12 protein-coding genes are annotated in these 14,948 nt (G+C 42.3%); 3 read left to right on the top strand and 9 right to left on the bottom strand.

Annotated features, from left to right (window positions below; all coding sequences use genetic code 11):
- Positions 1–8 precede the first annotated feature (8 nt).
- The 9 genes from bamA to rpsB form a co-directional block, all read right to left on the bottom strand.
- Positions 9–2,480 (bottom strand): outer membrane protein assembly factor BamA, encoded by a 2,472-nt coding sequence (gene bamA, locus MTF64_RS03960; protein WP_054983479.1) that lies wholly within the window; start codon positions 2,478–2,480, stop codon positions 9–11.
- Between the two features lie 102 nt (positions 2,481–2,582).
- Complete coding sequence (gene rseP, locus MTF64_RS03955; RefSeq protein ID WP_248450650.1) at positions 2,583–3,935, bottom strand: sigma E protease regulator RseP; 1,353 nt, start codon at positions 3,933–3,935, stop codon at positions 2,583–2,585.
- A gap of 1 nt (position 3,936) precedes the next feature.
- Positions 3,937–5,142: a 1-deoxy-D-xylulose-5-phosphate reductoisomerase gene (gene ispC, locus MTF64_RS03950; protein WP_248450785.1), complete on the bottom strand. Its 1,206-nt coding sequence runs from the start codon at positions 5,140–5,142 to the stop codon at positions 3,937–3,939.
- The gene (locus MTF64_RS03945; protein ID WP_248450648.1) at positions 5,139–6,005 is read right to left on the bottom strand and encodes a phosphatidate cytidylyltransferase; all 867 of its coding nucleotides are present in this window, start codon (positions 6,003–6,005) and stop codon (positions 5,139–5,141) included. Before MTF64_RS03945 ends, ispC begins: the two co-directional genes overlap by 4 nt.
- A 21-nt stretch (positions 6,006–6,026) precedes the next feature.
- Positions 6,027–6,806 carry an isoprenyl transferase gene (locus MTF64_RS03940; RefSeq protein WP_096041411.1) on the bottom strand — a complete coding sequence of 260 codons (780 nt, stop codon included), beginning with the start codon at positions 6,804–6,806 and terminating at the stop codon, positions 6,027–6,029.
- 81 nt (positions 6,807–6,887) lie between these two features.
- Positions 6,888–7,445 (bottom strand): ribosome recycling factor, encoded by a 558-nt coding sequence (gene frr, locus MTF64_RS03935; RefSeq protein ID WP_096041410.1) that lies wholly within the window; start codon positions 7,443–7,445, stop codon positions 6,888–6,890.
- 13 nt (positions 7,446–7,458) lie between these two features.
- Positions 7,459–8,208 (bottom strand): UMP kinase, encoded by a 750-nt coding sequence (pyrH, locus tag MTF64_RS03930; protein ID WP_039972186.1) that lies wholly within the window; start codon positions 8,206–8,208, stop codon positions 7,459–7,461.
- A gap of 159 nt (positions 8,209–8,367) precedes the next feature.
- The gene (gene tsf, locus MTF64_RS03925; RefSeq protein WP_004586919.1) at positions 8,368–9,219 is read right to left on the bottom strand and encodes a translation elongation factor Ts; all 852 of its coding nucleotides are present in this window, start codon (positions 9,217–9,219) and stop codon (positions 8,368–8,370) included.
- 105 nt (positions 9,220–9,324) lie between these two features.
- Positions 9,325–10,053 carry a 30S ribosomal protein S2 gene (gene rpsB, locus MTF64_RS03920; RefSeq protein WP_004586918.1) on the bottom strand — a complete coding sequence of 243 codons (729 nt, stop codon included), beginning with the start codon at positions 10,051–10,053 and terminating at the stop codon, positions 9,325–9,327.
- A gap of 238 nt (positions 10,054–10,291) precedes the next feature.
- Here rpsB and map point away from each other — a divergent pair, with 238 nt between their 5' ends.
- From map to dapD, 3 genes are all read left to right on the top strand, one after another.
- The gene (gene map, locus MTF64_RS03915) at positions 10,292–11,110 is read left to right on the top strand and encodes a type I methionyl aminopeptidase (protein WP_223230592.1); all 819 of its coding nucleotides are present in this window, start codon (positions 10,292–10,294) and stop codon (positions 11,108–11,110) included.
- Positions 11,111–11,377: 267 nt separating this feature from the next.
- The gene (gene glnD / locus MTF64_RS03910) at positions 11,378–13,996 is read left to right on the top strand and encodes a [protein-PII] uridylyltransferase (protein WP_248450647.1); all 2,619 of its coding nucleotides are present in this window, start codon (positions 11,378–11,380) and stop codon (positions 13,994–13,996) included.
- Between the two features lie 9 nt (positions 13,997–14,005).
- A complete protein-coding gene (gene dapD, locus MTF64_RS03905) occupies positions 14,006–14,833 on the top strand; it encodes a 2,3,4,5-tetrahydropyridine-2,6-dicarboxylate N-succinyltransferase (RefSeq protein ID WP_024033809.1) in 828 nt (275 codons plus the stop codon).
- The last annotated feature ends 115 nt before the right edge of the window (positions 14,834–14,948 follow it).

The following is a 14,948-nucleotide window of genomic DNA, read 5'->3' as shown; positions in this document are numbered from 1 at the left end:
AAACTCCTTTAGAAAGTGTTACTAATATTAAAGCTGATGGTCTTTGTATCGTCATCTTCTTCTTTTTGCAATGGATACGCAAAACTAATCAGCATTGGACCCATTGGAGAGATCCATTGTAAAGATAAACCGGTTGATACCCTAAAGCGCATTGGATCAGAGTAATCATCTAACTTAGCACGCTCATCTGGCGCTAAGTTTTGGAAACGGTCAACGTTAAATTCAGTATCCCATACGTTGGCAGCATCTACAAAGAAACTGGTACGTACAGAGCTGGTGTTTTCTTCATCTAAGAACGGCGTAGGTACAATTAGCTCCATACCTGCAACCGCTTTTGCATTACCACCAATACGCCCTTGTGGTACTAAAATATCAAACTCATCAGAGCCACCAATGCTACCTGTTGTAGTACCATCAGCACCTGGCGTACCAGGGATTGATAAAGGAACACGTGATACCGCACGCGGTAATATTGTATTACGGTCAAAGCCACGTAGTTCCATTTCTGTTATACGGAAGTACTCTTGGAATGGCAGTGTTTGCTCATAACCGTTTGTTGAGCCATAACCATTACCGTAACCTAGCGCTGCACGTGTTGAGAACACCCAACGGTGGTCATTCGATATTGGCCAGTAAAAACGCGAATCGTAGTTCAGTTTAAAATACTGAAGATCAGAGTTAGGCGTTGTGGCTGTTAAATTTAATGTTTGGCGCGAACCCGCTGTTGGGAATAAACCACGGTTAACTGTGATACGCGACCAACCAACACTTAGCTCATATTTAGTAAAGTCAAAGCCAGCATCTGGGTTTTCTTCATCTAAGAAGGTTTCGCGTAGTACACGTGTTTGTTCGTACTCGGCAATTTCTGAAAGTTCTTCTTGAATCCAACGTACGCCAAAGTTAACACGGTTTACCGCATCAATTGGGAAACCAATATTAGTGCCAATGCCGTAACTTGTTGATTTATAATCTACTAAGCTAAACTTACTGGCATCGTAGTTGTTGTAAAAAATACTGCTGCCTTGCGATACACCATCTGGCGTAAAGTAAGGGTCGGTGTACGACAAGCTAATGCTTTCAGAACCAGTAGAGGTATTTAAGTTTAAGCCAATTTGATTACCCGTACCTAAAAAGTTAGATTCGGTCACACCAATATTAAACTGAAGCCCTGCGTATGATCCATACGCTAAGCCCGCGTTAAAGCTACCGGCCGATTGCTCTTTTACTGTAAAATCTACGTCTACTTGGTCATCTACACCTGGTACTGGTACTACGTTAAAATCAACAGTTTCCATGTACGGTAAACGTTGAATTTGCAGCTTTGAGCGCTCAAGGTTTTGATTAGATAACCATGCACCTTCAAGTTGTGTCATTTCGCGGCGAAGTACTTCATCAGCTGTATTTTGGTTACCACCAACGATGATACGACGTACGTACACACGCTTGCCCGGATTTACCGACAGCGTAAGTTGCACTTCTTGTTTTTCATCATCAATTTCTGGAATTGTGCGTACTTCGGCATTGGCATAACCAAAGCGCGCTAAGTAGCTTTTGATAAATTCTTCAGATGAGGTCACCACTGAGCCATTGTAAAGCTCGCCGGCGCGAAGTGGGATAACGCTTTTGATTAGCTCTTCTCGGCCAAGTAAATCACCGATAAAGTCAAAACCTTTAACTGTGTACTTAACACCTTCTGTTAAGTTAGCAGTTACATACACAGATTCGCGCTCAGGACTTACTGATACTTGCGTAGAGTCAATATTAAAACGTAAGTAACCGCGGTCTAAGTAAAAGCTGCGAATTTTTTCTAAATCGCCTTCAATGGTTTGTTTTTGGTAACGGTCGCTACCCATAAACTGCCACCACGGTAAATCTTGTTGCGATTCAGCAAGCTTTAAAAGCTCTTCGTTAGAGAATAATTCGTTACCCACTAAGTTGATTTGACGAATAGAGGCGGCTTCGCCTTCGTCAAATTCTAGCTTAAGCTTTACACGGTTACGTGGCAGCTTAGTTACGCTAATATCAACGGTGGCATTGTATTTACCAATACTGTGGAAAAACTCAACCAACCCTTTTTCGATATTATCGATAACGGTTTTATCAAGCGGTTCACCTTGGCGAATATCTTGCTGATCGAGTGATTCGTTAAGCTGCTCGTCTTTTATATCTTTATTGCCTTCAAACTCAATAAAGCTAATAGTAGGACGCTCAGTCACTTTAAAAATAACGTTATTACCATCGCGTAACGCTTTGATGTTGTCAAAGTGACCTGAACGATAAAGTGACTTTATTGTTTTTGAAATCGTATAGTCATCAACGTTATCGCCCACATTGATAGGAACATGCGTTAGTGCTGCACCAAGTGCTACACGTTGCAAACCTTCAATTTTTAAATCTTCAACAATAAAGGAGTTTTGGCCCAGGGCTGCAAAACTTGCACCCAATAAACTTGAAACTGCCAAATGTTTTTTTATAGCCATTTTATTATCTTTATCCTTTACAACTGTATTACCGCTTAACATCAAAACTAATAATTAGTGATGCTTACAATCGTGTTCTAATTAGTAATTGTCACGCTGTAACTACAAACGCGATACATCATTGAACAAAGCGAAACATGTTAAAAATATGAGCAGCAAGGCGCCCACTTTAAAACCAAATTCTTGTGTCTTTTCAGAGACCGGCTTTTTACGGAAAAGTTCAATTATGTAATACATTAAGTGTCCACCATCAAGCACTGGCAGAGGTAATAAATTAAATACACCCAAGTTAACGCTTATTAGCGCTAAAAAGCTTAAAAAGGAGACTAGCCCGTAGCTTACGCTAGTTCCTGCACCAACTGCAATGCCCACAGGGCCACTTAAATTTTTAACCGAAACCTGACCTGTAATTAAATTACCAATCATGTCAAAGCTAAGCGTTATAAGGCGCCAGGTCTCTTGGGTACCACGAGCAATACTATCAAGCGGACCAAAGCTTCGGGTTTCAACATAGCCCTCAGGCCAAGGTTGAACAACCGGCGCAACACCTAAAAACCCTTGTTCAATACCGTGCTCATTAATGCGCGATTTAGGCGTTACTGTTACGCTATTTATACTATCTTGTCTTTTTACACTAAATTGTAAAGATTTGTTAGCCGATTGCGTAATAAGATTAACTAATTGCTGCCAATCGCTTATTGTTTCACCATTTACAGCGATAATCGTATCGTTAATCTGCAAATTAGCCAGTTCGGCTGCTGAATTTTTAGTAATAGCCGCAATGGTTAATGTGGCTTGCGGTCTAAACGGTACAATACCCAACGAACTCAGTGGCGGCACGTCTTGCTGATCGAGCTTCCAACCCTCTACGTTAAGCATTTTTGTTTGCTCTTGGTAGTTTTCGTTACGCACTACTACGGGCACGCTTTGCTCACCTAAGCTCGACATAAGTGCAAAAGTTGCATCTTGCCAGGTGGCAATCGTGTCATCACCAATTTTAATAATTTGTTCAGAGGGCATAATGCCCGCCTGCTCTGCTCTGCTACCTTCGGTAATGCTACCCACTACAGGTTTTACCGATTGCACGCCCACCATGTACATAGCCGCCAGCGCTACAATAGCAAATAAAAAATTAGCTAGCGGGCCGGCTGCCACTATGGCTATACGGGCCTGAACCGATTTAGCGTTAAATGACAAATGGCGCTCATTTTCTGGCACTTCATCCACGCGTTCATCAAGCATTTTAACGTAGCCACCCAGCGGAATAGCGGCAATTACGTATTCTGTATTGTATTTATCGTGCCACTTTAAAAGCGGTTTACCAAAACCAATCGAAAAGCGCAGCACTTTAACACCCATTTTACGGGCCACCCAAAAGTGCCCATATTCATGAATAGCAACTAAAATGCCGAGCGCTAAAATAAACGAGCCAAGATTCCAAAAAAAATCTAACATATTAATGAGTCACTTTTGTTATTAGGTCCGCTGCACGTTGGCGGGCTTGTTGGTCACACGCTAATATTTCATCTAGGCTTTGTACGTTAGTGAATGTGGCCGCATCAAGCGTTTGTGCATTAATTTTATAAATGTCAGTAAAGCCAATTTGGCCTTTTAAAAATGCCGCAACCGCTATTTCGTTTGCTGCATTTACCGTTGTGGTTGCGCCTTGCCCTGCGCTGCACGCATCAATAGCGAGTTGTAAATTTGGATAACGCGCAAAATCAGGCTTTGTGAACGAAAAATCACAAATATCCGAAAAGTTGAGTGGTTTTACACCGGCGTTAATTCGATCTGGGTAAGCGAGTGCATGTGCAATAGGCGTGCGCATATCGGGGTTACCCATTTGCGCTAAAATGGAGCCATCGTGGTATTGCACCATAGAATGAATAATACTTTGCGGGTGGATCACCACATCAATATCGCTGGTGTCACAATTAAACAGCCATTTAGCTTCGATAAATTCAAGCCCTTTGTTCATCATGGTGGCTGAATCTACCGATATTTTTTGCCCCATAGACCAATTAGGGTGAGCGACGGCTTCACTAACCGTAACCTCTTTTAAGGTATTTATATCGCGCGTTAAAAATGGCCCACCAGAGCCGGTAAGCAATATTTTACTTACGCCATGCTCTTGTAAATTTTGATCAGCGTTTGCGTTTTGAAGTGAATGAGGTAAGCACTGAAAAATAGCGTTATGCTCGCTATCAATAGGCAACAACGTGGCTTTATGCTGTTTTACTTTATCAATAAACAACTGCCCTGACATAACCAACGATTCTTTATTGGCAAGCAGTACTTTTTTACCTGCTTCAACGGCGCTTAGTGTAGGCAGTAAACCGGCAGCGCCAACAATAGCTGACATGACGGTATCGACATCGGGATGCGCACATAAATCGCTCATAGCCTGCTGTGAATGCATTACTAAGGTTTGGCATGGCGTATTATTTAAATACGATGATAATTGCTCTGCAGCGCTTTGTGTGGCCATAACCGCATATAACGGTTCGTGCTCAATACATAGCTCAGCCATTTTTTTTGCATTGTGGCCTGCAGTGAGGGCAAACACGTTAAATAGCGCTTTATTTCGCGCTATAATATCCAATGTACTTAACCCAATTGAACCTGTAGCGCCTAAAATAACAAGTTGTTGCTGTTGGCTCATAAACTCAAGGTCCATGCATAGCACATTACAAACATTGGGGCTGCTGCGGTTAAGCTGTCAATTCTATCTAAAATACCGCCGTGGCCGGGTAAACAGCGACCACTGTCTTTAAGGCCGGCTTCACGCTTAAACATGCTTTCGAGTAAATCACCGACAGCCGAAAACAAGGCTATAAAGGCGGTCATTACGGCATAAATAGGCCATACAGCAAAATCCACACCGGTAAAGTGACAAAAAGCTAAAACAAATACAATCGATGCAACCACACCGCCAGCTAGGCCTTCGATGGTTTTATTTGGGCTCACCTTTGGCATGAGCTTGTGTTTACCAAAACTTTTGCCTGTAAAGTAAGCCCCTACATCGGCGCTCCACACAATACCAAGTACCACTAAAATCAGTACCGAGCCAAAGTGCGTAGATTCAGCGTATTGCGCGCTACGTAAGGTATTGAGTGCAAGCCAAAGTGGGATTAAAGTAAGCAACCCGGCAATGCCGCGCATTACCAAGCCTTCGTTCCATGCTTTGGCCATGGCTGGGTAGCGCCAAATTAAATAACTGGCCACAATCCACCAAGCAAACGAGAGCGTAAATAAGTAATTTGCATCCCCGACCAGCTGGCCGTTTTGCCACAGTGATTCAATCGGCCAATGTAAATTTAGCAGCGCCAATAACGCGCCAATTAACACCACAAACGCACCACGTTTTAATTTTGTGCATAGGCCCATAAAAGCAGACCACTCCCACGCGCCAAGTAAAACAATAATACCGGCAAAATAACTAAACAATGTTAGTGGAGTATAAAAAACCAAGGCTAGCGCTAACGGCGCTAATACAACCGAGGTTAAAATTCGTTGTTTTAACAAAATAGTGACCCTTATTCTATTTTAGGTATGCGCGAGTAATTGTTTTATTTGTTCACCCGTACAACCAAAACGTCGCTCTCTGGCAACGTAACACGCAATGGCCTCAGCAAATGCTGCTTCGTTAAAATCAGGCCAAAGAGTTTCGGTAAAGTAAAGTTCCGCATAAGCAGCTTGCCATAGTAAAAAATTACTAATACGAACATCACCACCCGTGCGAATTAGTAAATCCGGCTCCGCTTGGTCTGCCATGCTCATATGCTGTGCTAAGCGCTCTTCTGTAACATCCTCTGCCTTGAGTCGTCCGCTAGCAACTTGTAGTGCAAGTTGCTTAGCGGCATTTGCCATATCCCATCTACCGCCATAATTAGCGGCCACGTTTAAATGCAAGCCAGTGTTATCTGCTGTTAGCTCATGCGCAGCATATACTTTGCTACGTAAACTTTCAGAGAATCGTGATAAATCTCCAATAATGGTCAGTTTTACATTATTTTTATGAAGCTTTTTAACTTCCTTTGTTAAAACAAACAAAAAAAGCTCCATTAAAGTGTTTACTTCGTCCTCGGGGCGGCGCCAGTTTTCACTACTAAAAGCAAATAAGGTTAACGATTGTATCCCTAATTTAGTACAAAACTGAACAGATTGACGAACTGCGTCCACGCCTTTTTTATGCCCGAACACACGAGGTCTATTTCTAGCTTGCGCCCAACGCCCGTTACCATCCATGATGATGGCAACATGTTTAGGTAAACATTGCTGTGAAATTGTATCAGCGTCTAGAACCATAAATATTGAGTATTCCATAAAAAAACGCCGCCTAGTATACCCTAGACGGCGTTTCAAAACTAATATATTTCATAACCTGCATTGAGGTTATTTAGCTGTTTAGATTTCCATCAACTCAGCTTCTTTCGCTGTTAGTTGTGCATCCATTTCTTTGATAAATTTATCTGTAAGCTTTTGAATTGTATCTTCTGCTTGACGCGCTTCATCTTCAGAAATATCTTTATCTTTTAATAAAGATTTTACATCGCCATTAGCGTCACGACGAATGTTACGCACAGCAACACGGCCGCTTTCTACTTCGCCACGTACAATTTTAATTAAATCTTTACGACGCTCTTCTGTAAGCGGAGGAAGTGGTACGCGAATTACTGTACCAGCAGACATAGGGTTTAAACCTAAGTCAGACGCCATAATTGCTTTTTCTACAGCTTGCGCTAAAGACTTATCGAATACGCCGATAGCCAGCGTACGAGAGTCTTCAATCGTTACATTAGCCACTTGGTTAAGCGGTGTATCAGCACCGTAGTACGATACCATAATGCCGTCTAAAATTGCTGGGTGAGCACGACCTGTACGAATTTTTGATAGTTGACTACCTAGTGCTGCTACACTTTTTTGCATGCGCTCTTGCGCATCTTTTTGAATATCGTTAATCACGGTTTAATCCTAATTATTTGATTACTTCATCTGAGGCTTGTGAAGAGATAAGTGTGCCTTCTTCTTCACCCATAATTACGCGTTTTAAGGCGCCTGATTTATTCATGTTAAATACGCTCAATGGCATATTATGATCGCGAGCGAGTGTAAACGCCGCTAAATCCATTACTTTTAGTTCTTTATCAATAATTTCATTGTAGCTTAAGTGACGGTAAAGCGTGGCTTCTGGGTTTTTAACCGGATCATCACTAAATACGCCATCAACCTTAGTCGCTTTAATTACAGTGTCGGCTTCAATTTCAATACCGCGTAAACACGCAGCAGAATCGGTAGTGAAGAACGGGTTACCCGTACCTGCTGCAAAAATAACAACGCGGCCAGATTTTAATAAGCTAATTGCCTCAGCCCAGTTGTATGCATCACATACACCGTTTAGAGGGATTGCCGACATTAAACGACAATTAACAAATGCACGGTGTAGTGCATCACGCATTGCAAGGCCGTTCATTACGGTTGCAAGCATACCCATGTGGTCACCAACTACGCGGTTCATGCCAGCTTCTGCTAGTGATCCGCCACGTAAAAAGTTACCACCGCCGATAACCAAACCCACTTCTACGTCGAGTTCTACCAGCTCTTTAATTTCTTGGGCCATACGATCTAGCACTTTTGGGTCGATGCCGAAGCCTTCGTCTCCCATTAAAGCTTCACCACTTAATTTGAGAAGAACACGTCTAAAAATAGGTTTACGATTGATAGTCATAGTATTGGGGCCAACTTTTTATTAAATTATGGGTAAAAAATAACCGCGCTTATGATAAACATAAAAGCGCGGTTATTTTAAAGAATTTCTAAGCGTGACGCAAAAGCAAATAGTACTTTAATGGCATCTAATTTCCTTATGCATCACAAATAGTTAATCTTACTCGCCTTTTGCAGCTGCAATTTGAGCAGCAACTTCAGCAGCAAAATCTTCTTCTTTCTTCTCGATACCTTCACCAACTTCTACACGTGCGAAGCTAGTAACTGTTGCGTTTTTCTCTTTAAGAATTTCGCCAACAGATTTTTTAGGCTCCATGATGAAAGCTTGACCAGTAAGAGAAACCTCACCAGTAAATTTCTTCATGCGGCCAACAACCATTTTTTCAGCGATTTCAGCAGGCTTGCCTTCGTTCATCGCGATGTCGATTTGAACTTGCTTTTCTTTTTCTACAACGTCAGCAGGTACATCTTCAGGCGTTAAGTACTCTGGGTTTGAAGCAGCAACGTGCATTGCAATGTGCTTAAGTGTTTCTTCATCAGCAACACCTGCAACAACAACACCAATACGCTCACCGTGACGGTATTCAACAAGTGTTTCACCAGTGATGTACTGAAGACGACGTACGTTAATGTTTTCACCAATTTTAGTTACTAGCTCAACACGGTCTTCTTCAAACTTAGCTTGTAAGTCTTCGATAGTGATTGTTTCAGCGATAGCAGCGTCAGCAACTTTGTTAGCAAACGCTAAGAAGCTTTCGTCTTTTGCTACGAAGTCAGTTTGACAGTTAACTTCTACTAGGACTGCAACACCATCGTTTTGCTTGATGATGATAGTACCTTCAGCAGCAATGTTACCTGCTTTCTTAGCAGCCTTTGCAGCACCGCTCTTACGCATGTTTTCAATCGCTAACTCGATGTCGCCATCAGTTTCAGTTAACGCTTTTTTACAATCCATCATGCCAGCGCCAGTACGCTCGCGTAATTCTTTAACTAGGGCAGTAGTTACAGCCATTAGTAAATCCTCAAATCTGAAATCAGGTATTAGATAAGCGGGTAAACCGCTCTACAAGAATAGCAAGTCTTCACCTTAAAAAGATGAAGACTTGATGACAGCTAATTACTCAGCTTCTACAAAGTCGTCTTTCTCAGCTTGAGCAACGATGTTGTTCTCACGACCTTCAGTGATAGCAGCTGCAACAGAGCTAGTGTAAAGGTTGATTGCACGGATAGCATCATCGTTACCAGGTACGATGTAATCAACACCGTCTGGGTTAGAGTTAGTATCAACGATTGCAACAACTGGAATACCTAGGTTGTTTGCTTCACGGATAGCAATGTGCTCGTGATCAGCATCGATAACGAAGATAGCGTCTGGAAGGCCACCCATGTTTTTGATACCGCCAAGGCTCTTTTCAAGCTTTTCCATTTCGCGAGTAAGCATTAACGCTTCTTTCTTAGTTAACTTCTCGAAAGTACCGTCTTGGCTTTGAGCTTCAAGGTCTTTAAGACGCTTGATTGACTGACGAACTGTTTTCCAGTTAGTTAACATACCACCTAACCAGCGGTGGTTAACGAAGAACTGGTCGCTTTGTAAAGCAGCTTCTTTAACTGCTTCGCTTGCTGCGCGCTTAGTACCAACGAAAAGAACTTTACCTTTGTTTGCAGCAGCACTTGATAAAAACTTAAGTGCGTCGTTGAACATTGGTACTGTTTGCTCAAGGTTGATGATATGTACACGGTTACGTGCGCCGAAGATGAAAGGCTTCATCTTAGGGTTCCAGTAACGTGCTTGGTGACCAAAGTGAACACCAGCTTGAAGCATATCGCGCATTGAAACGTTTGCCATTTTGTAAATCCTCTATGTAGTTTAGGGTTAGGCCTCCACATATCCCATAGCACCAACACCGAAGTATTTAAACTTCAAATGCACCCAAGTGTATGTGACGATACGTGTGTGTGTTAAAATAAAATTGTGTTTGCCTTAAATACAAAAAATCATTTAAGAATTTATTTGTAAAAAGACGGCGCGCTTTATACCATATTAAAATTAAATACTCAACGTCGCGTGCAAAATTTGTGCGACGATAAATGTTAAAAAACGCAACTTTGGAGCCTCAATGAGCGCTGTGATCAAGACCCCTGAAGAAATTGAAAAAATGCGTGTAGCCGGGCGTTTAGCGGCAGACGTACTTGAAATGATTGAACCACATGTAGTGCCAGGTGTGACTACTGATGAGCTAAATACAATTTGTCATGATTATATTGTAAATGTGCAAGATGCCATACCTGCGCCACTAAATTACCACGGTTTTCCTAAGTCGGTTTGTACCTCTGTAAATCATGTAATTTGCCACGGTATTCCAAATGACAAACCGCTAAAAGATGGCGATAGCGTCAACATTGATGTAACCGTAATTAAAGACGGTTACCACGGCGACACCTCAAAGATGTTTCATGTAGGTACGCCTAACATTCAAGGTAAACGCCTTGCACAAGTAACGCAAGAAAGCTTATACCTTGCCATTAAAATGGTAAAACCAGGTGTGCGTTTAGGCGATATTGGTGAAGCAATTCAAAAATACGCAGAGAGCTTTAACTACTCAATTGTACGTGAATACTGCGGCCACGGTATTGGTAGCGAATTTCATGAAGAGCCTCAAGTAATGCACTACGGTAAAGCAGGTACTGGCGAAACACTTAAAGCCGGTATGTGTTTAACAATAGAGCCAATGGTTAACGCAGGTAAGCGCCAGTGTAAACTTTTAAAAGACGAGTGGACTGTAGTTACACGCGACCGTAGTTTGTCTGCACAGTGGGAACACACCCTATTAGTGACTGAAAATGGTGTTGAAATTTTAACGCTGCGATCAGATGATACTATCGACAGGATTATCGAACACTAATAAAAACCGAGCCACTTGATAAAAGTATTTAACCTCTAATCTGGTTAATATATCTAATAACATACTGAATTATATGTAATATTTAATTTATTTCCCCCAAGTTGGAGATTTTCAGTGAAAACAAATCGAATTGACGCACCAAATAGCGAGCCTATTTGCAAGTAGATTCAACACTGTTAACACTAAAAATAGCCGCTTGGGATAGACTTATTACTTAACGTTCAGGTTATTTATCAATGCTAACGGTTCAATAAGGAGCCAGCCCACGTGGCATTACCCAACAAAGTAAAAAAGTTGCTTAGCGATGCTGAGCAACTGAGCGATTATCGCGGTTGTTCTAGCTATTTTTATAAGTGGTTACATAACGAATTTTCTAAGCAACCAGTTGGTAATTTAATTAATGCCCGGGCTGAGTTTATAGACCGCCTGCTAATTAAACTGTTTCATGTTTACGATTTAGCTCACGAGCCTGATCTTGCCCTTATTGCCGTGGGCGGGTACGGCCGTGGCGAGCTACACCCCTACTCCGACATTGACTTTTTATTGCTTGTTACGCAGCCGCCTAGCGAGCAAATATGCGAAAAAATAGGCCAGTTTGTTACCATGCTATGGGATCTCAATTTAGAGATAGGCCACAGTGTGCGTACCATTGAACAAGCCATAGAGCAAAAACGTGAAGACGTTACCTTTGCCACCAGCTTGCTCGAAAGTAGGCTCATTTTTGGTAATCACATTGAGTTTGAAAAACTCAAAACGCATATTATAGAAACCCCTGTTTGGCGCTCAGGCGAGTTTTTTGTAGCCAAAGTGCAAGAGCAAAACCTACGCCATAAAAAGTGCCACGGTACTGCTTACAACCTAGAGCCAAACATAAAAGAAAACCCCGGTGGTCTTCGCGATTTACAAACCATTATTTGGGTTGCTAAAAAGCACTTTAGAGCCGAAACCCTACAAGAGCTAATTAGCCACGGCTACTTAACGCATGAAGAGTTTCAGGAGCTTTCGGAGTGCCTAGAAAACCTTTGGAATATTCGCTTTGCACTGCATTTAGCCGCTGGGCGCTCAGAAAACCGTTTGTTGTTTGACCATCAACCACACACAGCTGAAATACTTGGCTTTGGTAGCGATGGTAAAGCTTCGGTTGAGCGTATGATGAAACGCTTATTTAGAATAATGAGCCGCGTACGCGAGCTTAATCAAATGCTGCTATCGTACTTTGAAGAAAGTATTATGCCAGAGAGCAGCGAAGCGCCAGTGATTGAGTTAGACAAAGACTTTGAACGCGTTGGGCACCAAATTAGGGTAAAAAACCCATCGGTATTTTTTAGACGCGATCAACTTTTTGTTTTGTTTGAGCATATTGCCGACAACCCCGAAATTACCCATATTTACCCAAGTACTATTCGTACCATTAGGCAAGTACGCAGGCGCCTATTAGGTGACTTACAAGATTACGCAGCGTGTCGCGAGGCATTTATGCGTATTGTAAAACACCCTAACGGCATGGGCCGCGCATTCACGCTCATGCACAAACACGGCATGTTGGCCGCGTATTTACCGCAGTGGCGTAATATATTTGGGCAAATGCAATTTGACTTATTTCATGCCTACACAGTAGATGAGCACACCCATAAATTAATCAATAATATTTACCAATATTTTGATAAATCTAAAGTGAGCGAGTTTCCTATTTGTAGCGAAATAGTAACCCGTATGGATAAGCCAGAGCTGCTTTATTTAGCGGGTATTTTTCATGATATTGCTAAAGGGCGTGGCGGCGATCACTCAGAGCTAGGCTCAGTGGATGCCATTGCTTTTTCTAAATTACATGGCTTCCCATCATCTGATGGCAAGCTTATATCGTGGCTAGTTGGTAACCATTTACTTATGTCGGTCACTGCGCAGCGTAAAGACATAAATGACCCAGGTGTTATTAAAGACTTTGCCTCACGTGTAAAAACAGAGCGCCAACTCGATTACCTCTATTGTTTAACCGTTGCCGATATACGCGCAACCAACGACAACTTATGGAATGATTGGAAAAACACCCTACTACGCGAGTTATACTTGCATACTCAGCGTGCATTACGCCTAGGGCTTGAAAACCCAATGGATCAACGCGACCAAATACGCGATAAAAAACACCAAGCTAAACAGCGCTTACTTAATTTGGGCTACCTAGAAAACCAAATTGATTTAATTTGGAGCCGCTTTAAAGCCAATTACTTTACTGCCTTTAGCGAGCAGCAAATATCATGGCAAACCGAGCACCTATTAAAATGCGCAGACTTAAGCCTACCCAGTGTCATTGTTTCTGATAAAGCAATGCATGGTGGCACGCAAGTGTTTGCTTATAGCCCATATTCTGGGCCGTTATTCGCTCGTTTAGTTAGCGTAATTGGTTCTAAAAAGGCGCAAATACAACACGCTCAAGTGCTTACTACCAAAGATGGCTACGCCCTATTTAACTTTGTAATACTTGAAGTGAGCGGCGACCCTATTGCAAGTAGCCGTGCTCAGTCAATTAAACGTGGACTTGAGCAAGCACTTAGCGAACCACGTAAAAAAATACGCTTTAAAAAGAATCGCTCGCAACGATTTAAAGACTTTAATATTAAACCTAAAATAGTGCTGCGCCCTCATGCCCGTAAAGATCGCAGCCTAATAGAAATTCAAGCTGTTGATATACCTGGTTTACTTACTAAAATTGCCGAAGTTTTCCAAGCGCATTTATTACACATTCACGCAGCCCGTATTACAACGGTAGGTGAACGTGCAGAGGATTTCTTTGTCGTATCAAATAACGAATACCAAGCGCTGACTGATGAAGAGCAAGCCAAAATTCATCAGGCATTACGTAAAAAATTCAACGCCGAAACAGAATAAGGACACACCATGTCAGATTTAAAAACTATGATAGAAAACGCCTGGGACAACCGCGATAGCATTAGCCCAAGCAGTGTATCTAGCGATGTAAAACAAGCGATTATTGACGCACTAGAGCTTCTTGATAGCGGTGCAGCCCGTGTTGCTGAAAAAATATCAGGCGAATGGGTCGTACACCAATGGCTTAAAAAAGCCGTTTTACTATCATTTCGTATTCGCGACAACCAACCAATGAACGACGGCGTAAATCAGTTTTACGATAAAGTACCGCTTAAATTTAGCGACTACACACCGGAGCAGTTTCAGCAAGGTGGCATGCGCGTAGTTCCTAACGCGGTAGCACGTAAAGGCAGCTTTGTAGGTAAAAACGTCGTACTTATGCCATCGTATGTGAACATTGGCGCCTACGTTGATGAAGGCACCATGGTTGATACATGGGCAACTGTTGGCTCGTGTGCACAAATTGGTAAGAACGTACACTTATCGGGCGGCGTGGGCATAGGCGGCGTTTTAGAGCCACTTCAAGCTAACCCTACCATCATTGAAGACAACTGCTTTATTGGCGCACGCTCTGAAATTGTTGAAGGTGTAGTAGTAGAGGAAGGCGCTGTTATTTCAATGGGCGTTTACATTAGCCAAAGCACCCGTATTTACGACCGTGAAACCGGCGAAATTCATTACGGCCGCGTACCAGCAGGCGCAGTAGTAGTACCAGGCGCACTACCATCAAAAGATGGCACTCACAGCCTATACGCTGCAATCATCGTGAAAAAGGTAGATCAACAAACACGCGAAAAAGTAGGCATCAACGCCCTACTACGCTCAATTGATGATTAAAAGAAGCGATAAGCTTTTAGATGTAAGCCCTAAGCTGATTGGTGTTAAACGTAGGTTGGGTTGAGTGAAACGAAACCCAACAACACATTAAAGTTTAGTGTTTTAGCTAAATTTA

Source organism: Pseudoalteromonas sp. 2CM41L, assembly GCF_023161905.1.
Classification (GTDB): Bacteria; Pseudomonadota; Gammaproteobacteria; order Enterobacterales; family Alteromonadaceae; genus Pseudoalteromonas; species Pseudoalteromonas atlantica.
Note: the sequence above shows the minus strand (reverse complement) of the source record. Positions and strands in the feature narration are given on the sequence as shown.